The organism is Sphingobium sp., from assembly GCF_036170395.1.
Classification (GTDB): domain Bacteria; phylum Pseudomonadota; class Alphaproteobacteria; order Sphingomonadales; family Sphingomonadaceae; genus Sphingobium.
The window spans coordinates 58,573-79,837 of record NZ_JAVHPD010000009.1 but is presented as its reverse complement, the minus strand read 5'-3'; the positions used below and the strand labels follow the sequence as shown (position 1 = coordinate 79,837).

Sequence of the window (21,265 nt, the reverse complement as noted above, 5' to 3'; positions counted from 1 at the left end):
TAGCCCTTAACCATGGCTATGGTGCGAACGCCGCCGCCGTCGCCGCCATCGCGCTGTCCTGCGTCAGGTCGTAATGGAGCGGAGTGACGGTGACATAGCCCTCCGCGATCGCGCCCAGGTCGCTGCCCTCGGGCACGGCGTCGCTGGAGCCGAGGCCGAACCAGTAATAGCGATAGCCGCGCGGATCGGTGCTTTCGACGATGCGGGTGCGATCCACGTCATGAAAGCCCTGCCGCACGACCCGCACGCCCTTGACCGCTTCAGGCTCGATGGCGGGAAAGTTGACGTTGAACAGCAGGCGGGGGCTGGGCGGCATGTCGATCAAGGGGCGCAGCACCCGCTCACCCCAGGCTAGCGCGGCGGCGAAGGGCACGGCGTCACCCATCCCTTCACGGGCATAGACCTGGCTCAAGGCAATCGACTTGATGCCCGAGATCGCGCCCTCCATCGCGGCGACCGTGCCCGAATAGGTCACGTCCTCGGCCAGATTGGCGCCGCGGTTGACCCCTGAAAGGATGAGGTCGGGCTTCGCCTCCTTCATCAGATGCCCGACCGCCATCATGACCGCGTCGGTGGGCGTGCCGGTGACGCTGTAATGCTTCTCCCCATGCTTGCGGATGCGCAGGGGGCGGGTGAGCGTCAGGCTATGGCCCGCGCCCGATTGCTCCTCGCTCGGCGCGACAATCCAGATATCGTCCGAAAAGCACCGCGCAATCTGCTCCAATATCCTAAGGCCGGGGGCGTGGACGCCATCGTCATTGGTCAGCAATATGCGCATGGGTCACTCCGGGAAGGCTTATCTGGGACGCAATATGGTGATGCCGCCCATATAGGGGGCGAGCGCTTCCGGCACGGTGACGCTGCCGTCGGCCTGCTGGTAGTTCTCCAGCACCGCCACCAAGGTTCGGCCCACGGCAAGGCCCGAGCCGTTGAGGGTGTGGAGGAAACGCGTCGCCTTCTCCCCCTCGGGCTTGTAGCGCGCGTTCATGCGCCGCGCCTGGAAGTCGCCGCAGTTGGAGACGGAGCTGATCTCGCGATAGGTCTGCTGGCTCGGCAGCCAGACTTCGAGATCATAGGTCTTGCGCGCGCCAAAGCCCATATCGCCGGCGCAGAGCAGCATCTTGCGATAGGGGAGGGCGAGCGCCTGAAGAATACCCTCCGCCGCGGCGCACATGCGTTCATGCTCGGCGTCGGAGTGTTCGGGCGCGCAGATCGCGACCAGTTCGACCTTCTCGAACTGGTGTTGGCGGATGAAGCCGCGCGTGTCGCGCCCGGCCGAACCGGCTTCCGAGCGGAAGCAGGGGGTGAGGGCGGTGAGGCGCACCGGGAGGCTCTCGGCGGGCACGATCTGTTGCGCGACGAGGTTGGTGAGCGAGACTTCGGCGGTGGGGATGAGCCAGCGGCCGTCCGTCGTCCTGAACAAATCCTCGGCGAATTTGGGCAGTTGCCCGGTGCCGAACAAAGCCTCGTCCCGCACCAGCAGCGGGACGGCGGTTTCCTCATAGCCGTTTGCGCTCGTCTGCGTGTCCAGCATATATTGCGCGAGCGCCCGGTGCAGCCGCGCCATCTGGCCGCGCAGCGCTGTGAAGCGCGCGCCCGAGAGCGCCGCGCCGCCCTCGAAATCCAGCCCCAGCGCAGGGCCGAAGTCGGCATGGTCCTGCGGCGTAAAGTCGAATGCGCGCGGCTTGCCCCAGCGGCTCAGTTCGACATTGTCGGTTTCGTCGGACCCATCGGGCACGTCGTCGGCGGGCAGGTTGGGGATGGCGGCCAGCATGGCGTTGAGCGCCTCGCCGGTTTCGCGATCCTCCGCCTCCAGCGCCGGTAGCCGGTCTTTCAATGCAGCGACTTCGGCCTTGAGCGCGTCCGCTGTGGCAATGTCCTTCGCCGCCATGGCCTGGCCGATCAGCTTGCTCGCCTCGTTGCGGCGGGCCTGGCCCTGCTGCAACTCGGTCTTGATCGCCCGGCTCCGCTCGTCGGTCGCCAATATCTCGCCCGACAGCGGCGTCAGCCCCCGGCGAGCGAGGGCGGCGTCGAAGGCGGCGGGGTTTTCGCGGATGAAGCGGATGTCGTGCATGGGGCAGCGCTATGCCGCCGCGCGCGCGGCCACGCAACCCTGCGTCCGCTGGTCCGTTGACCCCGCATCACGCAAGCCAAGCCAAGGAGACGGAGATGCGGATCGATCATGACGCGATGGTGCTGGTGGCGGACGGGCGCAAGCTGCTCTTCTTCCGCAACAAAGGCGACGGCGACTATCCGAACTTGCAAGCCGAGGCGGTGAAGCAGCAGGACAATCCCTCTCACCTCGATCAGGCGTCGGACAAGGCGGGGCAGTCCTCCAGCACCGGCACCCAGTCCGGCACGATGGGCGAGAATGATTATCACGAGCTGGAGGAACAGCGGTTCGCCGCAGAGGCCGCCGAACTGTTGAAGCGGCGCGCCTTCGCCAACGATTATGAGAAGCTCATCATCGTCGCACCGCCAACGGCGCTCGGCGAAATGCGCAAGCATCTGCACAAGGAAGTGCAGGATCGGCTGGTGGGCGAGATCGCGAAGGATCTGACCAACCATCCGGTGCCCGAGATCGAGAAGCTGATCGCGGCCAGCTGAGCCGACTGGCGCAAAAGGAAAGGGCGGCCCGCTAACCGCAGACCGCCCTTTCCTTTGTCCATTCGGTTGACCGGTCAGGCCGCGCCTTGCGCCTTCCGCTCGGCGAAGCGCCGGCGGGCGACCAGCGCGACCGCCGCCGCGCCGAACAGGAGCACCATGGGCGGCGCGGGAACGTCCGTGCCGCCGGTGCTGCTCGAGCCCCCGCTCGAGCTGCTGGAAGAGGAACTGCTCGACGAGCTGCTGCTCGACGAAGAGGAGGAACTGCTGCCGCTCGATCCCGTGCTGCCGAAGCTCGACGATCCGCCTGACGAAGAAGAGGAACCGCTCGACGAGGAGGAACTGGAGGAAGACGAGCTGGACGACCCGCTCGATCCCGAGCTGCCGCTGGACCCGGAGCTGCCGCTCGATCCCGAGCTGCCGCTGGAGGAATGCGGCGGCTTGTGCGGATGGTCGGGCTTGCCCGGCTTGCCGCCGCTCGACCCGCCCGAACTGCTCGAAGAGGAGCTGGACGAGGAAGAGGAGGATGAGCTGCTGCTCGACGACGAAGAGGAGCTGGAGCTGACGCCCGACGAGGTCGACACGTTGCCCGACGAGGTCGAGATATTGCCGGAGCTGGTCGAGCTGCTGATACCGCCGGTCGAGCTGCTGGTGGACGAGATCACGACCGATCCGCCGCTGCCGCCGCCACCGCCGCCGAAGAAGCCGCCGATGAACCCGCCGCCGCCAAAGCCGCCGCCGCCGCCCATGACGATCGGCACCGCGCCGCCGCCGCCGGAGACGACCGGCATTTCGGCGGGCGCCATCGAGATCGGCGCGGGCAGGGGCACGGGGGCCTGCTGGCTGGTGACGGTGACGGTCTGCGGCGCGCAGGCGGTCACGGTCCGCACGACCTTGCGCTTGACCGTCCGCACCGCGTAGCGCTTCTTGGGCGCGGCCTTCATGCTCTTGCTGCTGTGGACCACCGCGGGGCGCGCGCTTTCGGCGACATGGACGGCGCCGCCGCCGATGATCGCACCGCCACAGGTGCAGGCACACAATTTAGCCAAAGCCATCCGTACCGACATAGGATCCACTCTTATCTTTGTTGCCGCTGGACCCGCCGCGGCTTGCGCCTGGAGGGTGTCGGGAACTTCCTGTGCCTAAGAACGCAAAAGAAAGGGTTAACTTCAATGCCGTTAACCCTGAATCTGGCTTCCAAGTCGAGGGAAAAGCTGCCGTCCGATCAAGGGATATGGTTAACGTCCCACTCTGGCACGGCGGCCTTGCGCGATGTTAAGGCGGCTTGCGCCAGGGCAGGGGCGGCGGGCGCGCGGAGCGACTCGATGGCGCGCGCGAGCGCAGCGAATGTCCGCTTGTATCGGGTCGCGCCGATGGCTATGAGGCGCGCAATCAAAGTCATAGGCGCCCGGACAAAGAGAAAAGCGCCGGGGTCTTTACGAGTCGGAGAGCCAGATGGCATCGGTGCTGAATTCCGATAAAGACGGTGAAAAGCCGCCCAAATCGACTGTAACGCTTCCCGCAGACTACCGTCCGTCGGCCGACGAAGACTTCATGAACCCGATGCAGCTGGAATATTTCCGCCAGCGCCTTTGGGAATGGAAGAAACAGATTTTGGCCGAGGCGGAAGGCACGCTGGCCGTGCTCCAGAACGAGCCGTTGCGCGAGCCCGATCTCAACGATCGCGCGTCGAGCGAGACCGACTGGTCGATCGAGCTTCGCACCCGCGACCGCCAGCGCAAGCTCATCTCGAAGATCGACGCCGCGCTGCGCCGCATCGATGAGGGCGAATATGGCTATTGCGAAGTCACCGGCGAACCGATCTCGCTCGGGCGCCTCGAAGCCCGCCCGATCGCGACCATGACCGTCGAGGCGCAGGAGCGCCATGAGCGGCAGGAAAAGATTTCGCGCGACGATTAACCCTTTTTCCATCACCCCGCGCTTAGGATGCCCGCCATCGAACGGCAATTTCACGCGGGTTTGTGCATGGACGACAATCAGGACATATCTGACCGGGGACCGGCGCGCGCCGCGCCGCGTGACAGCCTGTTCCTGCTGACGACCCTCAGCACACCCGAAGGCGCGCCGCTCGGCAAGGCCCGGGTGCGCAACCTGTCTGCAACTGGCCTGATGGCCGATTGCGAGCGGCCGGTCCCTGCCGGCGCGCATATCATTTGCGATCTGCGCGGCGTGGGTCAGGTGAGCGGCACCATCGCCTGGTCGCGCGAGGACAAGATCGGCCTGGCGTTCGACGAGCCGATCGACCCGCAACTCGCCCGCAAGCCGGTGACCGGCAAGGGGCAGCAGGCGATGCCCGACTATCTGCGCTCGGCCCAGCACCGTCTGCCGCGGCGCTGAGCGGCGCTGTCCATTCTTTCAGCGTCATGAGAAAGCCCCGCTGACCATCGGGTCATCGGGGCTGTTCACGTCATAGTGGATAGAAAGCATCAGGCCGGCGGCGGTCGTTGCATGACCGCCCGGCCGACCCGGCGCAGCGTCAATGCTGCTGCGCCATCTCCTCCTTGAGCCGCAATTTCTGCTTCTTGAGCGACGCGACCAGGATGGCGTCGGGCATGGGCCGACTCGTCTCCGCCTTGATTCGCGCTTCCAGACCGGCATGCTTTGCCGAAAGAGCTGAAATGTGGCTGTTTTCCATGACAATCTCCTTACAGGGGCGATGGATTTTTGAGTAGATCATGATTCGCGCGGCTTGTCTCGCGCGCTCATTCGCTTTGCGATGGACCGCTTGGAAATTTGCGATGGCCCGCATCGTCCTGCGCCGCTATCAGGAGCAGTCAGGGTCAGTGACGGGGAATCGAAAGCGCGGTGAGCCGGGAAGATATCATGCGCCGGTTGGAGCATCTGCGTATCGAGCATCGCGATTTGGACAGCGCGATCGGCGCGCTGGCGGCGGCTGGCGGCGGCGACCAGATGCAGATCGCGCGGCTCAAGAAACGCAAGCTGCGCCTGCGCGACGAAATCGCGATGCTGGAGGACGCGCTGGTCCCGGACATCATCGCCTGAGCGCCGACGCGGTTAACGCCGCGCTAACCGATCCCAAATGGGACATCCGGCTGATCGTCGCTGCAACGGGACTGACAGGATTGTCGAAATATGGCAGTCAAGCGCAATGCAAAGCGCAGCCCTTCTTGATCGCGGACTTCACCGCCGCCTGGTCGACGGCCTCTATGTCGAGGCGATGGTCATGGCCGACGAGGCGCGCACCTATTTCGACGGCGGCGCGTCGCTCGACGAGGGCATGGCCGATCCGCTGCGCCGCGTCGCCTTCGCCTGCGAATCATTGAAGGTCACGACCCGGCTGATGCACATCATCGCCTGGCTGCTGAGCCAGCGCGCCTGGCAGCGCGGCGAAATCGGCGATGCTGATCTGGCTGACGAAAAATATCGGCTCGGCCGCGCAAGCCCGAGCGACGGCGACCTGGCGGCGAGTTTCCCCTTCACCGCGCGCGCGCTGATCGACGCGAGCCAGGAACTGTATGACCGCGTGTCGCGCCTTCAGGACCGGATGGACATGATGATGGGGCAGGGCGTTGTGGAAGAGATAAGCCCCGCCCGCGCGCTGCTCGACCGGCTGAGCCAGGCGTTCTGACGCCAAGCCAGCCGGCCCGTTTCCGGCTGGCGCTATAACGGGAAGTTGGTCTAGACCCACGCCATGACCGATGGTTTGCGGTTCCAACGCCGCGTCTCTGGCTGCCCGGATGCCGCCCGCCTTCTGATCGCGTCCCTGCTGGCGACCGCGCCGGTCGCCGTGCGCGCGCAGCAGGCCACGCCCGCCGATCCCGTGCCTGATGTCGCCCAGTCGCTCGATGCCATGCCCGATATCGGCGTCGATTGGCCCGATATGGCCCAGCCCGACAGCGTCGTCCCGCTGCCCGCCGATCCCGCTGATCCCGCCGCGCAGGCCGTCGACGCGGCGCCGACCGCTAGCGACCCCGCATCGGGGCAAGAGCCGGCGGAAGAGGCGGCGAGCTTCGCCGATGCAGGCGAGGAGCGGCGCTACACTGTCCAGCTGAACGGCGTGGACGCCATCGCCGACGCGCAGTTCACGCAGCGCTTCGACGAGTTGTCCGTGCTGAAACAGGGCGACGGCAAGCCCGCCAACCTCGCTCAGATCAACCGCCGGATGAAGGAGGATGGCGAGCTGCTCGACCGGCTGCTGCGCGCCAAGGGCTATTATGCCGCGCGCATCCGCAGCGCCGTCACCGCGCCGCCCGCTGGCAGCGATCGGCTCTTGGTGGCGTTCGACATCGTGCCCGGCACGCAATATCTGCTGGCGTCGGTCGATGTGCTGGGGCTGGCGGAGGCGGGCGAGCGGGAGGCGAAGCTGCGCGCGGCCTTCCTGCCCAAGCCCGGCGATCCGGTTGACGCCGACGCGATATTGGCGGGGCGCGATGCGCTGGCGACCAGCCTTGCGGAAAGCGGTTTCCCCTTCGCCCGCGTGGACGAGCCCGAAGTCCGCATCGACCATGAGGAGCGCAAGGGCGATCTCGACCTCATCGTCGCGCCCGGCGGCTTCCGCCGGTTCGGCGCGATCCGCATGGACGACACACGCTTGTTCGACGCCGATCATGTGCAGGATATCGCCCGTTTCGATCCGGGCGACACCTATATGGCGTCGGATGTCGAGGATTTGCGCCGCGCGATCGTGGCGACCGGGCTGGTTTCGTCGGTGACGCTGACTCCGCAAGATGCGGGCGACGGCGAGCATGTCGATCTCGACGTCGCGCTGCGCCCCGCGCCGCTCAGGACGATCGCGGGCGAACTGGGCTATGGCACGGGCGAGGGCTACCGCGCAGAGGTGAGCTGGCAGCATCGCAACCTCTTTCCGCCCGAAGGCGCGGTGACGGTGCGCGGCGTCGTTGGCACGCAGGAGCAGACCGCCTCCTTCACGTACCGCCGCAACAATTTCAAAAGGCGGGACAATGTGCTGACCGGCCTCGTGTCGGTCAGCAACATCCGGCGGGACGCTTATGACGCCCGGACCATCACGCTGGCGGGCGGGCTGGAGCGGCAGACCAACATATTGTTCCAGAAAAACTGGGTCTGGCGCGTCGGCGCCGAACTCATCGCGTCGGACGAGGCGGATGCGTTTTCCGGCGGCGCGCGGCGTACCTTCTTCATCGGCGCGGTGCCGCTGAGCCTCACTTATGATGGCAGCGACGACCTGCTTAACCCCAGCAAGGGCTTTCGCCTCGGCGGGCGGGTCAGCCCCGAATTGTCGTTCCAGGGCAGCAGCTTCGGCTATGCGCGGGTGCAGCTCGACGGCAGCCTCTACCAGCCGGTGGGGGAAAAGGTCGTCGTCGCCGCGCGGGCGCGGTTCGGCACCATAATTGGGTCTACGGTGGACCGCATTGCGCCGTCCCGCCGCTTCTATGCCGGCGGCGGCGCGTCGGTGCGCGGCTATGGCTATCAGGCGATCGGCCCGCGCTACGGCCCGGACGATGATCCGGTGGGCGGCAAGAGTCTCGCCGAATTTTCGCTCGAGGGGCGTATCCGCTTCGGCAATTTCGGCGTCGTGCCGTTCGTCGACGCGGGCAACATCTCCACCACTTTCCTGCCGCGCTTCCGCGACCTGCGGATCGGCGCGGGCATGGGGGTGCGATATTATAGCAATTTCGGCCCGATCCGGGTCGATGTCGGCACGCCGCTCAACCCACAGTCGGGCGATCCAAAGATCGCGGTCTATGTGTCGTTGGGCCAGGCTTTCTGATGGCGGAGGACGCACCTCCCCCACCTGCGCCAAGACCGCGCCGCGCCTGGGACGGGCGCTGGCAGCGCTGGCTGCTGGGCGTGCTGCTGGCGTTGTTGGGGATCGTCGTGGGCGCGCTGATCTGGCTCGACACCGCGCCGGGGCATCGCTTCCTCGCGTCGCGCATCGCCACCATCAAGTCATCCTCCGGCCTGCGCATTCATGTCGATCGGATCGAAGGCAGCATCTACCGCAAGGCGGTCCTGCACAATCTGACGCTGTCCGATCCCAAGGGGCTGTTCCTCGACGCGCCGCGCGTGGAGCTGGACTGGTGGCCCTTCGCCTGGCTGTCCAACCGGCTCGACATCGACCGGCTGGTCATTCCGCGCGCTACCTTGCACAAATTGCCGGCGCTGAACCCGACCCGCCGGCAGGGGCCGATCCTGCCCGGCTTCGATATCCGTCTGATGCAGTTTTCGGTCGGCCGCCTGACGATCGCGCGCGGGGTGGCGGGGCCGGAGCGGATCGCGACCATGGCGGGCGACGCCGATATTCGCGGCGGCCGCGCGATTATCGATCTGACCGCGCGCACCCTCGGCGGCGGCGACGCGCTGACGATCGCGCTCGACAGCCGGCCGGATAATGACCGTTTTTCGCTCGACGTGGCCGTCAACGCGCCCAAGGGCGGCATCCTGGCGGCGATGGCGGGGCTCAAGCAGGCGGCCAATCTACGGATCGGCGGCAAGGGGAGCTGGACGGCGTGGGACGGCCGCCTTGCCGCCACGCTCGACGCCGCGCCGGTCGCCGATTTCGTGCTGGCGGCCCGCAGCGGCGCCTATTCGGCGCGCGGCACGATCGAGGGGAAGGCGATCGCGGGCAACGGCCTGCTGCGCCGCATGGCCGATCCGCGCCTTGCGGTCCGGGCGAGCGGGACGCTGATCGACCGTATTCTCGACGGGCGGGTGACGCTGCAATCGGCTGCGTTCGACCTCAGCGCCGACGGGGCGATCGACCTGCGCAACAATGCGCTCGACAATGTGCAACTGGCGGTGAAGCTCGCCCGGCCGCAGGCGCTGGTCAAGACTATGCGCGGCACCGATGTGGCGCTGAAAGCGCGGCTGGACGGCGCTTTCGCGTCGCTCGGCTATGATTATCTGCTGACCGCGCGCGACATCGCGTTCGACAAGACGGTGATCCGCGACGTTCGCGCCCAAGGCAAGGGGCGCATCGCCGAGCGCGGGCCGGCGCTGATCCCTATTAGCCTGCGGGCGCGCCGGCTGGACGGGCAAGGCGATCTGGTCGAGGGGATCGTCCGCAATTTCCAGATCGACGGCGTGCTCCAGCTCAAGGGGCAGCAGATCATCAGCAATCCCATGCCCTTCCGATCGGACAAGCTGCGCGGAAAGCTGGTGATGCTCATCGACCTAGCGAACGGTCGCTATGATTTCGGGCTGGACGGACAGATTAACGGCCTCTTCATCCGGGGCTTCGGCATCGTCGATCTGACCTCGAAGCTCAAGGCCGTGCCGCGCCGAGACGGCGGCTTCGGCCTGAGCGGTGCGGTCGCGGCGAAGGTCCGGCGGCTCGACAATGAATTTCTGCGGACCCTGGGCGGCGGCCTGCCGAGCGCGCGGAGCAAGATCGAGCTTCTGCCGGACGGACGGATCGCGCTGACCAATCTCGCGCTGGATTCGCCGCTGCTGACGCTCGCCGGCACCGGCATTCGCAATCCCGACCAGACGCTCCATATCGAGGCAAGCGGGCGGCATCAGCGCTACGGTCCGCTGCAACTGACGCTCGACGGCATGATCGAGCGGCCGGAAATCCACCTGCTGCTGCAACGGCCGCTCGATGCGCTCGGCCTGCGCGATGTGCGCGCGCACCTTGTCCCCGACGCGGCTGGCTATAGCTATACGGCGGAGGGCGGATCGACGCTTGGCCCCTTCACCGGGCGCGGCGTCATCCTGCTGCCGCCCGGCGGGCAGGCGGTGGTGCGCGTCGCCAATCTGGCCGTCTCCGGCGTAACCGCCAGCGGCGATATCCGTCCGATCGCCGGCGGCCTCGACGGGCAGCTCGGCGTTACCGGCCCGGTCAGCGGCTACATCAATTTCAAGCCTGTCAACGCCGTGCAGCAGGTGCAGCTGAAGCTTGCCGCCAACGACGCCAGCTTCGACGGGCCGACCGTCATCGCGGTGCGGCGCGGTACGCTCGACGGCACGATCCTGCTCGATCCGGCGGGCACCAGCGTCACCATGACGGCGCAGGCGCGCGGGCTGCGGGTGGGCGGCGTGCTGCTCGGCCGCTTCGCCGCCAATGCCGATCTGGTCGATGGCGTGGGCAAGGTGCGCGAGAGCCTGTCGGGGCAGCGTGGCCGGCTGTTCGACATTCAGGGCGAGGCGCAGGTGGAGCATAACCGCATCCGCCTGTCGGCCGGCGGCACGATCGACAAGCGCGCGATCCGCCTCACGCGCGCGGCGCTCTTCACCCGGACCGAGGATGGCTGGCGGCTGTCACCCGCCACGATCAGCTATGCCGGCGGATCGCTGCAACTGGCGGGCGAACTGGGCGCGGCCACGACCCGGATCGAGGCGCGGATGCAGAAGCTACCGCTCTCGCTGCTGGACATTGCCTATGACAATCTGGGCCTTGGCGGTATGGCGACGGGATCGCTCACCTATGCGCAGCCGCGCGGCGGCGGGATGCCGACCGGCAAGGCGGAACTGCGCATCCGTGGCCTCTCCCGCTCCGGCCTGTCCCTGAGTTCCCGCCCGGTGGACGTGGGCGTCAACGCGGCCTTGACGCAGGATCGGCTGGCGACCCGCATGGTCTTCGTCGCCGATGGCCGAACGATCGGCCAGGCGCAGGCTTTGCTCAATCCGCTGGGGCAGGGCGGTGGCCTTGTCGAGCGGTTGAACCGCGCGCCTTTCTTCGCGCAACTGCGCTATAACGGCACCGCCGATACGCTCTGGCGGCTGGTGGGCGTGGAGATCGTCGATATCGGCGGCATGGTGGGCGTGTCGGCCGACATGCGCGGCACGCTGGGCCAGCCGGTGATTACCGGCAGCTTCGTCAGCGATGCCGCCACGATCAACAGCCCGGTCACAGGTATGCGGCTGCGCGGAGTCAAGGCACGGGGCCGCTTCTCCGGCGCGCAGCTCGTTATCTCCAGCTTCGCCGCGACCGCGCAAAATGGCGGGGGCGTCGCGGGCACGGGCCGCTTCACCTTCAACGGCATCGCCGGGGTTGGCATGGACCTGGCGCTCCAGGCGGAGAATGCCGCGCTGCTGGAACGGGACGATATTGCCGCGACTGTGACCGGCCCGATCACGATCAAGTCCGATGGCGTCGGCGGCACGATCGGCGGCGATCTCGTCCTCAACCGCAGCCGCTTCACTCTTGGCCGGGCCGCGGCCGTCGCGCAGATCCCGGAACTCAAAGTGATAGAGATCAACCGTCGGGGCGAGGAGATTGAGCGGCCGCGCACCACCGTGCCATGGGCGCTGGCGATCAAGGCGCGGGCGCGCAACCGGCTGATCGTCACCGGCCTCGGTCTCGATAGCGAATGGCGCGCCAATCTCGATATCGGCGGCACCGTGACCAATCCCGCCATTGCCGGGCGGGCCGAACTGGTGCGCGGCGGCTACGAGTTCGCCGGCCGCCGCTTCGAGCTGCGCGAAGGCAATATCCAGTTCGATGGCAAGGTGCCCACCAACCCCACGCTCGACATCAGCGCGGAGGCGGACGTCAGCGATCTTTCCGCCGTCATCCATGTCGGCGGCACGGGGTTGAAGCCCGACATCAGCTTCACCAGCACGCCCGCGCTACCGCAGGACGAACTGCTCTCGCGCATCCTGTTCGGCACGTCGATCACCAATCTCTCGGCGCCCGAAGCGCTGCAACTCGCCTCGGCCGTGGGATCGCTTCAGGGCGATGGCGGGCTCGACCCGATCAACGCGGTGCGCAAGGCGGCGGGGCTGGACCGTCTGCGCATCATCGCGGCCGACCCGACCCAGGGGCAGGGCACGTCGATCGCGGCGGGCAAATACCTCACCCGCAAGACCTATGTCGAACTCATCACCGATGGGCAGGGCTACAGCGCCACGCGGATCGAATATCAGGTCACGCGCTGGCTCTCGCTGCTCGGCGCAATCTCCACATTGGGGCGGCAGAGCGCGAACGTGCGCGTGTCGAAGGATTATTGAGCGTGGCGAAGAGCCGGATCGATGCCGCGACCGCGATCAGCGTGGCGGACCTGTTCACCATCGGCATCGGCCCGTCCAGTTCGCATACGGTGGGGCCGATGCGCGCGGCGCTCATGTTCATGGATTCGCTGCCGGCCAAGCCTGCCCGCGTGCAATGCGAACTGTTCGGATCGCTGGCGCTGACCGGGCGGGGCCATGCCACGGACAGTGCGATCCTGCTCGGCCTGTCGGGCTACAAGCCCGAGGGCGTCGATCCTGACGCGATCCCGGCGATCCTCGCCGCCATCCGACAGGAAGGCCGCATCCGCTTCGGCAGCACGCTGGGCGGCCATGTGCCGTTCGTGGAGGAACGCGACCTCATCTTCCGGATGGGCGAATTTCTGGAAGCGCATAGCAACGGGTTACGCTTTACTGCCTGGTTTGACGGTGGCACCGAGCCGGTCATGCGGGATTATTATTCGATCGGCGGCGGCGCGGTGCTGGCCGGGGACGTGCCGACGGCCGACGACCCGCCGCTCGGCCACAATCTCGTCCAGCCCTATCCCTTCTCCTCCGGCGCGGAGCTTATGCGGCAGGGGGAGGAAAGCGGCCTTTCCATCGCTACGCTCGTCCTGCGCAACGAAGGCGCATGGCGCACGCAGGCGGAGACGGAGAGCTTCCTCGACGCGGTGATCGATGCCATGTCCGCCTCGATCGACCGGGGGCTGGAGCAGGAGGGATTGCTGCCCGGCGGGCTCAAGGTCCGCCGCCGCGCCCGCGCCATCCATCAGCGGCTGCGGCTCCAACAGGACGCTCTCGGCCCTGCGCAGATTTTCGAGTGGGTCAGTCTGTTCGCGCTGGCGGTGAATGAGGAGAATGCAGCGGGCGGCCGCGTCGTCACCGCCCCCACCAACGGCGCGGCAGGCGTCATCCCGGCCGTGCTGCACTATTATCGCCGCTTTGTTCCCGGCGCGGATCTGGACGGCGAGCGGCGCTTCCTGCTCACCGCCGCTGCGATCGGCTTTCTCTACAAGAAGCGCGCCTCCATCTCCGCCGCCGAAATGGGTTGCCAGGGGGAGGTCGGTGTCGCCTGCTCCATGGCCGCCGCAGGCCTGGCCGCTGTGCTGGGCGGCACCAATGGGCAGGTCGAAAATGCGGCCGAAATCGGCATGGAGCATAATCTTGGCCTCACCTGCGATCCTATTGGCGGGCTGGTCCAGATCCCCTGCATCGAGCGCAACACGATGGGCGCGGTGAAGGCGATCAACGCCGCCTATCTCGCGCTCCAGGGCGACGGGCGGCACATCGTCAGCCTCGACGCGGTGATCGAAACGATGCGCCAGACGGGCGAGGACATGGCGAGCCGCTACAAGGAAACCTCGCTTGGGGGCCTTGCCGTCAACGTCGTGGAATGTTGATCCATGTTTCGATCGCTTCGTCGTCCATTTTGCACCGCAGCACGGCCAGTCGAGCCGATTTCGTGACATTATAGCAACATTATCAATTGTTTATCGGAGGTTCATGCAACCAACGGGTTTGCAGCTGCTTCAACGTCTCACCCCGGACAGGGGTTTGAAAGAGACGATGGAGTATTCCTTATGCGTAAGTTGATGGTCGCAGCTTTTCTGGCTGGCGCCACCGTCGCCGCCCCTGCCTTGGCGCAGGACGTAAATTCCACTTTCACCGGCCCGCGCGTCGAAGCGATCCTGGGTTATGACCATGTCGGCGCCGGCAGCGATTTCGACAATGACAATGGCCGCGACGACCAGTCGATCGACGGGCTGCTCTATGGCGTCGGCGTCGGCTATGACGTCAACCTCGGCAGCGCCGTGGTCGGCGTGGAGGGAGAGTTTACCGACTCGACCGCCAAGAGCGACCGCTTCGATCCCACCGACCAGTTCGGCTTCGGCCGGGTAAGCCAGGGCCGCGATTTCTATGTCGGCGCGCGCGCAGGCATCCTCGCCAACCCGGCGACGCTCGTCTACGTCAAGGGCGGCTATACCAACAGCAAGCTCAACGTGCTGGCGGGCAACACCAACGAGACGACCGACACGTCGTTCAAGCTGGACGGCTGGCGCATCGGCGGCGGCGTGGAGCGGGCGATCAACGCCAACACCTTCGCCAAGGTGGAATATCGCTATTCCAACTATACCGACGGCAAGCTGGATTTCCCCAACGGGGCGACCAGCGAGCGCTTCAACGTCGACACCGACCGGCATCAGGTGGTGGCGAGCGTCGGCTGGCGCTTCTGACGCGATGAGCGGGGAGGGCCGGAGCAATCCGGCCCTCGATTGGATGATTACGGATTGGCAAGCTCGCTACCCAACATCCTCCCCTGCAAGGGGAGGATCGCGCCATCGTAGAACAAGGACCATTATCGGTTTAGCGGTAATTGCCTTTCTTTAAGCCCCGCCCTTCCAGCCAGCACGCAGGACTGCTATTTACATTGCTGTGAGTAACGCGATTCCCCATAACTACGCCATCGGCATCGATCCCGACGACATCGACTTCATGGGTCATGTCAACAATGCCAGTTACCTCAAATGGGTGCAGAATGCCGTGCTCGATCATTGGCGGGCGCTTGCCCCGGCCGAGGCGGTCGCGCAGCATCTCTGGGTCGCGCTCAAGCATGAGATCACCTACCGCAAGCCCACATTCCTCGACGATGAAGTAATCGCCACCGTCCTGCTCGAAAAGGTGCAGGGCGCGCGCGCTTTCTATGAAACGGTCATCCGGCGGGGTGAGGACGTGCTGGCAGAGGTCAAGTCCAGCTGGTGCTGTATCGACGCCAGCACCCTGCGCCCCGCCCGGCTGGCGCGCGACGTGATCGAGCGCTTCTTTACCGGGGACGACAGCGAGCGGTGAGTCAGAGCGACACACCTTGAAAAGAACCGTTCGCCCTGAGCCTGTCGAAGGGCTCTTCGTTTCTTCGGAAGAAGAGGCAGGGCTTCGACAGGCTCAGCCCGAACGGAATTGGGTGTCACCTTGATTTAAACCGCGTTGCCTTAAGCCACTGCGATCGTCCCATGTGCCCGTCCCATGCGGCGGATCGCGGCGACCTTGGCGTGGAGCGGTGTCCAGTCGTCGGCTTGGTCGATGGCGCGCCAGATCGCCTCGACCTCCTCGATGTGCATGGAGCAGGGGGCGTCATCTGCCCAATAGTCATGGTCGCGCGCGCCGGCGACGGCCGCGAAGCCGATGATCGCTTCGCGGAAGGTTGCCCAGTCTGCCCCGGCATAGCCGCTCTCGTCGCGCGCCTTTCCGCCACGCCAGTCATGGAAGAAGCGGTCGATCGGCGTCGCGGTCGCGATCATGCAGCGCACCGCCGCCTCGATCATCGGGCCAGGATCGGTGCCCGCAACGACGCCCAGCCGCCAGCAGAAGCGGCGCTGCATCGCCGCGGCATAGAGAGCGGGAAAGCGTTCGAGTTGTTCGACCAGCGGTGCGGTGTCCGTCAGCGCGCGGAGCGACACGGCCAGCTGCGCTACATCCCAATGGATCGCCTCCGCCTGCCGGCCGAAGGCGTAGAGGCCGGCATGGTCGAAATAGGCGGCGGTGAAGCCGGCGTCCCAAAGCGGGGTGAAGCGCCACGGGCCATAGTCGAAACTTTCGCCCGTGACGTTGATATTGTCGCTGTTGAGCACGCCATGGACGAAGCCCGCGATCATGTAGCTGGTGGCAAGGTCGGCGGTGCGCTCGACCACGCGGCCGAGCAGTTGCGCCGGCGGATTGTCGCCGGCTGTTTCGCCGTAGAGCCGGGTCAGGGCATAGTCGGTCAGCCGCTCCAGCAGCGCCGTGTCGTCAAGGAAGGCGGCGCGCTGGAAGCTGCCGATGCGGATATGCGAATGGCTGAGCCGCACCAGCACCGCCCCCCGCGTCGGCGAGGGCTCGTCATTGCGCTCCAGCGCCTCGCCGGTCTCTATAAGGGAGAAGGTTTTGGACGTGTTGACGCCGAGCGCTTCGAGCATCTCGGTCGCCAATATCTCGCGCACCCCGCCCTTCAACGTCAGCCGCCCGTCGCCGAAGCGGCTATAGGGCGTCTGGCCCGACCCCTTGGTGCCAAGGTCGAGCAGGCGCTCGTCGGCGTCGCGCAATTGCGCGAAGAGGAAGCCGCGTCCGTCGCCGATGTCGGGATTATAGTGGCGGAACTGATGGCCGTGATAGCGCAGCGCCAGAGGCTGCGGCAGGCTACCCTCCAGCGGGACGAACCGGCCGAAATGGGCGATCCATTCGTCGTCGCTCAGGCCATCAAGGCCCACCGATGCCGCCGCGCCATCGTTGCGGAAGCGCAGGATTGTCTGTGGGAAGTCCGCCGCCGCGACTGGAACGGCGATGTCGGGCATCAGCATGTCTATTTCGGTCGCGGGGCGATAATTGGCGGCTTGCGGGGGCTGGCTCATGCGGCGATATGGGGGTGAGGCAGCCGAAGGATCAAGCTTGAGCGGCTATAAGGACGGATATTGGTGGTCACCCGATGGGCTGCGGCTTCATTATCGGGACTATCCGGGCGGCGAGGAAGGCCGGCCGCCTTTGCTCTGCCTGCCGGGGCTGACGCGCAACGCCCGCGATTTCGAGCCGCTCGCCGCGCGGCTGGCGGGGCAATGGCGGCTGATCTGCCCTGACCTGCGCGGCCGGGCCGAAAGCGCCTATGCCAAGGACGCGATGACCTATGTCCCGCTCACCTATTTGCAGGACATCGGCCGGCTTCTCGCCGACCTTGGCGCGCGCCGCTTCGTCGCGATCGGCACGTCGCTCGGCGGCATCATCACCATGCTGATCGCCGCCACCCATCGCGAATGGCTGGCCGGCGCATTACTGAACGATGTCGGGCCTGAAGTGGACAAGGCGGGCCTCGACCGCATCCGCACCTATGTCGGCGTCGGCCAGTCGCACCCGACCTGGGTCCATGCCGCCCGCGCGCTGGCGGAGGCCAATGCGGACGTTTATCCCGGCTATGATCTGGAACGCTGGCTGGCGATGGCGAAGCGCCTCTATCGCCTCAACAGCGGCGGGCGCATCGTGCTCGATTACGACATGAAGATCGCCGAGCCGATCCGTGCCATGGGCAGCGAAACCGGGGTCGATATGTGGCCGGTCATGCCGGCCTTCCGCGGCATCCCGACGCTGCTGCTGCGCGGCGCGCGGTCCGACCTTCTGAGCGAGGCCAATGCCGAGCGCATGGCGCGCGAGATCGGCGAGAGCGCGGAACTGGTGACGGTGCCCGATGTCGGCCATGCTCCCGCGCTCGACGAGCCGGAAAGCGTCGCCGCGATCGACCGGCTGCTCGCCCGCGTGCTGCATGGCTGAACCGCCCCATATCCTCCACGTCCATGGCAGCTTCTCGCTCGGCGGCAAGGAAGCACGCGCCGTGCGGCTGATGAACATCTGGGCCGACAAGGCGCGGCACAGCATCATGAGCGCCGATCCCCAAGCGATGGGCGCGCGCGCCGCGATCGATCCGGGGGTGAGGGTGGATTTCCCCGATGGCCCCTCCTTCGCGGGCAAGCCGGGGCTTGCGCGCTATCGCGAAATTCGCGCTTTCCTCAAACGCTTCGATCTTGTCCTCACCTATAATTGGGGATCGATGGACGCCGTGATGGCGCATCGGCTGGCGGGCCGGGGCGCAGGGATGCCGCCGCTGATCCATCATGAGGACGGCTTCAACGCCGACGAAACCGATGGCCTCAAGACCAAGCGCAACCTGTTCCGCCGCGTCGGCTTGCAAAGCGCCCATGCGCTGGTGGTGCCCTCGGTGCGGCTGGAGGGGATAGCGCGCCACGTTTGGAAACAGCCGGCGGGCAAGGTGCATCTGATCCGTAACGGCATCGATGTCGCCCGCTATGCCTATCCGCCCGCGCCTGACGCGATCCCGGACCTCGTCCGGTCGCCGGGCAAGCTGCTGGTCGGCACGCTCGCCGGATTGCGGCCGGTCAAGAATATCCCCCGCCTCGTCCGCGCCGTCGCCGCGCACAAGGACCGGCTGCAACTGGTCGTGGTGGGCGAAGGGCCGGAGCGCGGCGCCATTCTCGCCGAAGCCGCCGCGCAGGGCATGACCGACCTGCATATGGCCGGCTTCATGGGCCGGCCCTGGCGTTTCGTCGGCCTGTTCGACATCTTCGCCCTCTCGTCGGACAGCGAGCAATTCCCGATCTCGCTGGTGGAGGCGATGGCGGCCGGCGTGCCGGCGGTATCGACGGATGTGGGGGACGTGGCCAATATGGTCGCGCCGGAAAACCGGCCCTTCGTCGTCGCGGACGAGGCGGGGCTGGCACGGGCGCTTGGGCTTCTGGCCGACGACGCCGATCTGCGCGCTCGGCTCGGCGCAGCGAACCGCGCGCGGGCGCAGCGCGACTATGCCGAGGATGCGATGGTGGATGCCTATGCCGCGCTCTATGGCGAGGCTCTGGCACGTCCCCATATTTTACGCTAGGGGCCGCGAAGTTCGTCATAGACAGCAAATGCTGCTATAGGGTCGCTTTTATTACGGTCGCACTGGCCGGTCGCTATGTGGAGATGTCGTTGTTCAAGGGGTTGAAGCCGATCGTCTATGGCGGCCGCGAAGTATGGCCGCTGGTCGAAGGTGGCAAGGGCGTCGCGGTTTCCAACCATGCGAGTTCGGGCGCCTGGGCGGCCGCTGGCGGCATCGGCACCGTATCGGCGGTGAACGCCGACAGCTATGACAGTTTCGGCAACGTCATCCCGCAAATCTATCATGGCCGCACCCGGCGCGACCGGCATGAGGAACTGATCGCCTACGCCATCGACGGCGCGGTCGAGCAGGTGAAGCGCGCCTTCGAGATCGCCGGCGGCAAGGGCGCGATCAACATCAACGTGCTGTGGGAAATGGGCGGGGCGCAGCGGGTGCTGCACGGCGTCCTCGAAAAGACGCGCGGCATGGTCGCGGGTGTCACCTGCGGCGCGGGGATGCCTTATAAGCTCAGTGAAATCGCGGCGTCCTACGGCGTCAACTATCTGCCGATCGTGTCATCGGGGCGCGCTTTTCGCGCGCTCTGGAAGCGGGCCTATTCCAAGGCATCGGAATGGCTCGCAGCGGTGGTCTATGAAGACCCCTGGCTCGCGGGCGGGCATAATGGCCTGTCCAACGCGGAAGACCCGCGCGCGCCGCAAGACCCCTATCCCCGCGTCCGCGACCTGCGCGCCACGATGCGCGAGGGCGGCATTTCGGACGATGTGCCGATCGTAATGGCGGGCGGCGTCTGGCACCTCAAGGATTGGAACGACTGGATCGACAATCCGGAACTGGGCGCGATCATGTTCCAGTTCGGCACCCGGCCGCTGCTGACGCAGGAAAGCCCGATCCCGCAGCTCTGGAAGGAGCGGCTGATGCAGCTAGAGCCGGGCGACGTGCTGCTGCACCGCTTCTCGCCCACCGGCTTCTACAGCTCGGCGGTCCGCAACCCCTTCCTGCGCGAACTGGAAGCGCGGTCGGAACGGCAGATTCCGTTCAGCACCGAACAGGCGGGCGATCATACGCACCAGCTCGACGCGGGCGTGAAGGGCAAGAATTTCTGGGTGACCCGCGGCGACCTTCAGCGCGCCCGTGAATGGGTGGGGCAGGGGTTCGTCTCCGCGCTCAAGACGCCCGACAATACGTTGGTGTTCGTCGGGGTCGAGGAACGCGACGAAATCCGCAAGGACCAGACCGACTGCATGGGCTGCCTGTCGCAATGCGCCTTTTCCAGCTGGATGGACAGTGAGACCAACTCGACCGGCCGCCTTGCCGATCCGCGCAGCTTCTGCATCCAGAAGTCGCTGCAACAGGCGGTGCATGGCGGCGACCTCGACAGGAACCTTCTGTTCGCCGGCCATGGCGCGTATAAGTTCAAGCAGGATCCCTTCTACTCCAACGGCTTCGTGCCGACGGTCAAGCAACTGGTCGACCGTATCCTGACGGGCGACTGATGGCGGCCGATATTCAGGGGCTTGCTGTCCTCCATTATGGTCCGTCCCATTATGACGTCGTGCGGCCGGGTCATTTCGTGCTGTGCGCGGTATCGGGCGAGCGGATCGCGCTGGATGACCTGACCTATTGGAGCGCCGAATTTCAGGAAGCCTATCGCGGGCCGCATGAAGCGATTCGCGCTTTGGCGCGCCATCGGGGACCGGATTTTCGCTGAACCGGGAAGTCAGTGGATGTTAGCGCTCCCAACATATCAAATAGCATTTCAATCCCCGCCAAACATCTGTTCATCACATCCTTTGAACCGTTCGGCGTAGCTTTGCTGTTTCCTCTAGGTAAAAATTGCTGTAAAGTCTTTCATATCGACCGACAAAGATCGGCTATATGGAAGGATGTTCGGCAATGTCGCGTATCGACATTTTTGGTGATCGTATCTGCATCGTTTCGAGCCTGCTGATTGTGGGCTGGTTCCTCTACAGCATCATCACCTGATCCGGGCCTCCGCAGTCCGATCCTCGTTTGGCTGCCGCCAAGCCGTGCTGCCAGGGCTGCAAGCAAAGCTATTTCGACATTCTCTAGCGCTGAAGTAGATATAGTCGCGAGCATTCGCTCCGCGGGTTTTGATGGATGTCAGCTTGCTCCGCGTCACCAACGGCTAAAGCGCACGGCGCCGATGCGACCACGCAGGTTTCGTGTTCCTCTCAGAGCAGGAGAAGACACATGAGCCGCCCAGCCAGACGTTCCCGCCCGCAGCGTCCGTTCGCACCCGAGCGAGTAGCCTTGCCACACCCGTCCTGGGCTCGTCGGGAGCGTTCAAGCCACGCCGCCGAACCAATCACGCCGGATTTG

The 21,265-nt window shown here is 66.0% G+C and carries 19 protein-coding genes; 15 read left to right on the top strand and 4 right to left on the bottom strand.

Annotated features, from left to right (window positions below):
- Window positions 1-16: 16 nt before the first annotated feature.
- Complete coding sequence (gene surE, locus V2B31_RS03760) at window positions 17-778, bottom strand: 5'/3'-nucleotidase SurE (RefSeq protein WP_328275439.1); 762 nt, start codon at window positions 776-778, stop codon at window positions 17-19.
- Between the two features lie 18 nt (window positions 779-796).
- The gene (gene serS / locus V2B31_RS03755) at window positions 797-2,074 is read right to left on the bottom strand and encodes a serine--tRNA ligase (protein WP_328275434.1); all 1,278 of its coding nucleotides are present in this window, start codon (window positions 2,072-2,074) and stop codon (window positions 797-799) included.
- A 95-nt stretch (window positions 2,075-2,169) separates the two neighbouring features.
- Here serS and V2B31_RS03750 point away from each other — a divergent pair, with 95 nt between their 5' ends.
- The 4 genes from V2B31_RS03750 to V2B31_RS03735 all read left to right on the top strand — a co-directional run bounded on the left by V2B31_RS03750 (window position 2,170) and on the right by V2B31_RS03735 (window position 4,962).
- Window positions 2,170-2,607, top strand: a complete 438-nt coding sequence (locus tag V2B31_RS03750) for a host attachment family protein (RefSeq protein WP_328275432.1) — start codon at window positions 2,170-2,172, stop codon at window positions 2,605-2,607.
- Window positions 2,608-2,673: 66 nt separating this feature from the next.
- Window positions 2,674-3,525: a hypothetical protein gene (locus tag V2B31_RS03745; RefSeq protein ID WP_328275431.1), complete on the top strand. Its 852-nt coding sequence runs from the start codon at window positions 2,674-2,676 to the stop codon at window positions 3,523-3,525.
- A 534-nt stretch (window positions 3,526-4,059) separates the two neighbouring features.
- The gene (gene dksA / locus V2B31_RS03740; RefSeq protein WP_328275429.1) at window positions 4,060-4,524 is read left to right on the top strand and encodes an RNA polymerase-binding protein DksA; all 465 of its coding nucleotides are present in this window, start codon (window positions 4,060-4,062) and stop codon (window positions 4,522-4,524) included.
- Between the two features lie 66 nt (window positions 4,525-4,590).
- A complete protein-coding gene (locus V2B31_RS03735) occupies window positions 4,591-4,962 on the top strand; it encodes a PilZ domain-containing protein (protein WP_328275427.1) in 372 nt (123 codons plus the stop codon).
- 139 nt (window positions 4,963-5,101) lie between these two features.
- On the opposite strand, the gene V2B31_RS03730 is transcribed toward V2B31_RS03735, so the two are convergent.
- Window positions 5,102-5,260: a YdcH family protein gene (locus tag V2B31_RS03730; RefSeq protein WP_328275509.1), complete on the bottom strand. Its 159-nt coding sequence runs from the start codon at window positions 5,258-5,260 to the stop codon at window positions 5,102-5,104.
- A 188-nt stretch (window positions 5,261-5,448) separates the two neighbouring features.
- Here V2B31_RS03730 and V2B31_RS03725 point away from each other — a divergent pair, with 188 nt between their 5' ends.
- The 7 genes from V2B31_RS03725 (at window position 5,449) to V2B31_RS03695 (ending at window position 15,360) form a co-directional block, all read left to right on the top strand.
- On the top strand, window positions 5,449-5,628 hold the full coding sequence (locus V2B31_RS03725; RefSeq protein ID WP_328275507.1) for a DUF465 domain-containing protein: 180 nt from the start codon (window positions 5,449-5,451) through the stop codon (window positions 5,626-5,628).
- A 106-nt stretch (window positions 5,629-5,734) separates the two neighbouring features.
- Window positions 5,735-6,214 (top strand): DUF1465 family protein, encoded by a 480-nt coding sequence (locus tag V2B31_RS03720; RefSeq protein WP_328275425.1) that lies wholly within the window; start codon window positions 5,735-5,737, stop codon window positions 6,212-6,214.
- A gap of 63 nt (window positions 6,215-6,277) precedes the next feature.
- Entirely contained in the window at window positions 6,278-8,335 is a 2,058-nt protein-coding gene (locus V2B31_RS03715) for an autotransporter assembly complex protein TamA (protein ID WP_328275424.1), read from the top strand.
- Window positions 8,335-12,516 carry a translocation/assembly module TamB domain-containing protein gene (locus V2B31_RS03710; RefSeq protein ID WP_328275422.1) on the top strand — a complete coding sequence of 1,394 codons (4,182 nt, stop codon included), beginning with the start codon at window positions 8,335-8,337 and terminating at the stop codon, window positions 12,514-12,516. The genes V2B31_RS03715 and V2B31_RS03710 overlap by 1 nt, the downstream gene beginning before the upstream one ends.
- A gap of 2 nt (window positions 12,517-12,518) precedes the next feature.
- Window positions 12,519-13,913, top strand: a complete 1,395-nt coding sequence (locus tag V2B31_RS03705; protein WP_328275420.1) for an L-serine ammonia-lyase — start codon at window positions 12,519-12,521, stop codon at window positions 13,911-13,913.
- A 180-nt stretch (window positions 13,914-14,093) separates the two neighbouring features.
- Window positions 14,094-14,747, top strand: coding sequence for an outer membrane protein (locus V2B31_RS03700; RefSeq protein ID WP_328275418.1), 654 nt, complete (start codon window positions 14,094-14,096; stop codon window positions 14,745-14,747).
- A 199-nt stretch (window positions 14,748-14,946) separates the two neighbouring features.
- Window positions 14,947-15,360, top strand: a complete 414-nt coding sequence (locus V2B31_RS03695; protein ID WP_328275416.1) for an acyl-CoA thioesterase — start codon at window positions 14,947-14,949, stop codon at window positions 15,358-15,360.
- Between the two features lie 140 nt (window positions 15,361-15,500).
- On the opposite strand, the gene V2B31_RS03690 is transcribed toward V2B31_RS03695, so the two are convergent.
- Entirely contained in the window at window positions 15,501-16,895 is a 1,395-nt protein-coding gene (locus tag V2B31_RS03690) for a protein adenylyltransferase SelO family protein (RefSeq protein WP_328275414.1), read from the bottom strand.
- Between the two features lie 37 nt (window positions 16,896-16,932).
- On the opposite strand from V2B31_RS03690, the gene V2B31_RS03685 reads away from it, so the two are divergent.
- From V2B31_RS03685 to V2B31_RS03670, 4 genes are all read left to right on the top strand, one after another.
- Window positions 16,933-17,802 (top strand): alpha/beta fold hydrolase, encoded by an 870-nt coding sequence (locus tag V2B31_RS03685; RefSeq protein WP_328275412.1) that lies wholly within the window; start codon window positions 16,933-16,935, stop codon window positions 17,800-17,802.
- Window positions 17,795-18,925 carry a glycosyltransferase gene (locus V2B31_RS03680; RefSeq protein ID WP_328275410.1) on the top strand — a complete coding sequence of 377 codons (1,131 nt, stop codon included), beginning with the start codon at window positions 17,795-17,797 and terminating at the stop codon, window positions 18,923-18,925. The genes V2B31_RS03685 and V2B31_RS03680 overlap by 8 nt, the downstream gene beginning before the upstream one ends.
- A gap of 89 nt (window positions 18,926-19,014) precedes the next feature.
- Entirely contained in the window at window positions 19,015-20,418 is a 1,404-nt protein-coding gene (locus V2B31_RS03675; protein ID WP_328275505.1) for an NAD(P)H-dependent flavin oxidoreductase, read from the top strand.
- Window positions 20,418-20,633: a DUF2093 domain-containing protein gene (locus tag V2B31_RS03670; RefSeq protein ID WP_328275408.1), complete on the top strand. Its 216-nt coding sequence runs from the start codon at window positions 20,418-20,420 to the stop codon at window positions 20,631-20,633. The genes V2B31_RS03675 and V2B31_RS03670 overlap by 1 nt, the downstream gene beginning before the upstream one ends.
- The last annotated feature ends 632 nt before the right edge of the window (window positions 20,634-21,265 follow it).

What these genes read in the sequence shown, in the direction of transcription:
- V2B31_RS03670 (WP_328275408.1), top strand. Translation starts at nt 20,418, where the DNA reads ATGGCGGCCGATATTCAGGGGCTTGCTGTCCTCCATTATGGTCCGTCC.
- V2B31_RS03715 (WP_328275424.1), top strand. Translation starts at nt 6,278, where the DNA reads ATGACCGATGGTTTGCGGTTCCAACGCCGCGTCTCTGGCTGCCCGGAT.
- V2B31_RS03680 (WP_328275410.1), top strand. Translation starts at nt 17,795, where the DNA reads ATGGCTGAACCGCCCCATATCCTCCACGTCCATGGCAGCTTCTCGCTC.
- V2B31_RS03710 (WP_328275422.1), top strand. Translation starts at nt 8,335, where the DNA reads ATGGCGGAGGACGCACCTCCCCCACCTGCGCCAAGACCGCGCCGCGCC.
- surE (WP_328275439.1), bottom strand. Translation starts at nt 778, where the DNA reads ATGCGCATATTGCTGACCAATGACGATGGCGTCCACGCCCCCGGCCTT.
- V2B31_RS03725 (WP_328275507.1), top strand. Translation starts at nt 5,449, where the DNA reads ATGCGCCGGTTGGAGCATCTGCGTATCGAGCATCGCGATTTGGACAGC.
- V2B31_RS03730 (WP_328275509.1), bottom strand. Translation starts at nt 5,260, where the DNA reads ATGGAAAACAGCCACATTTCAGCTCTTTCGGCAAAGCATGCCGGTCTG.
- V2B31_RS03700 (WP_328275418.1), top strand. Translation starts at nt 14,094, where the DNA reads ATGCGTAAGTTGATGGTCGCAGCTTTTCTGGCTGGCGCCACCGTCGCC.
- V2B31_RS03690 (WP_328275414.1), bottom strand. Translation starts at nt 16,895, where the DNA reads ATGAGCCAGCCCCCGCAAGCCGCCAATTATCGCCCCGCGACCGAAATA.
- V2B31_RS03750 (WP_328275432.1), top strand. Translation starts at nt 2,170, where the DNA reads ATGCGGATCGATCATGACGCGATGGTGCTGGTGGCGGACGGGCGCAAG.
- dksA (WP_328275429.1), top strand. Translation starts at nt 4,060, where the DNA reads ATGGCATCGGTGCTGAATTCCGATAAAGACGGTGAAAAGCCGCCCAAA.
- V2B31_RS03735 (WP_328275427.1), top strand. Translation starts at nt 4,591, where the DNA reads ATGGACGACAATCAGGACATATCTGACCGGGGACCGGCGCGCGCCGCG.
- V2B31_RS03720 (WP_328275425.1), top strand. Translation starts at nt 5,735, where the DNA reads ATGCAAAGCGCAGCCCTTCTTGATCGCGGACTTCACCGCCGCCTGGTC.
- serS (WP_328275434.1), bottom strand. Translation starts at nt 2,074, where the DNA reads ATGCACGACATCCGCTTCATCCGCGAAAACCCCGCCGCCTTCGACGCC.